This window comes from Acinetobacter sp. I-MWF, assembly GCF_025433935.1.
GTDB lineage: Bacteria > Pseudomonadota > Gammaproteobacteria > Pseudomonadales > Moraxellaceae > Acinetobacter > Acinetobacter guillouiae.
The window spans coordinates 1-249 of sequence record NZ_JAMBAR010000006.1 but is presented as its reverse complement, the minus strand read 5'-3'; the positions used below and the strand labels follow the sequence as shown (position 1 = coordinate 249).

Below are 249 nucleotides of genomic sequence, written 5' to 3'. Positions count from 1 at the left end.
GGTACAACGGCAGGGGGGATTACTGCACCAAGTTATACGATCACAAAAACAGATGCGTCAACAACAACAGTTAATAATGTTGGTGCTGCATTGAGTACATTAAATGCTGAAGTTGTTAAACCAATTACCTTCACGGGTAATAGTGGCACAGTTGATCGTAAACTTGGAGAGACACTGAACATTAGCGGTGGCTTAACAGGTGCAGGTTCGAACAGCAACATCAAGACAGTAATTACAGGCGATACGCTA

Annotated in this window: 1 pseudogene; it reads left to right on the top strand. The window is 43.0% G+C overall.

The annotated features are described in order from the left end of the window. Window positions 1-249 (top strand): annotated as a pseudogene (locus M2R48_RS21100) (hypothetical protein); the annotation flags it as partial.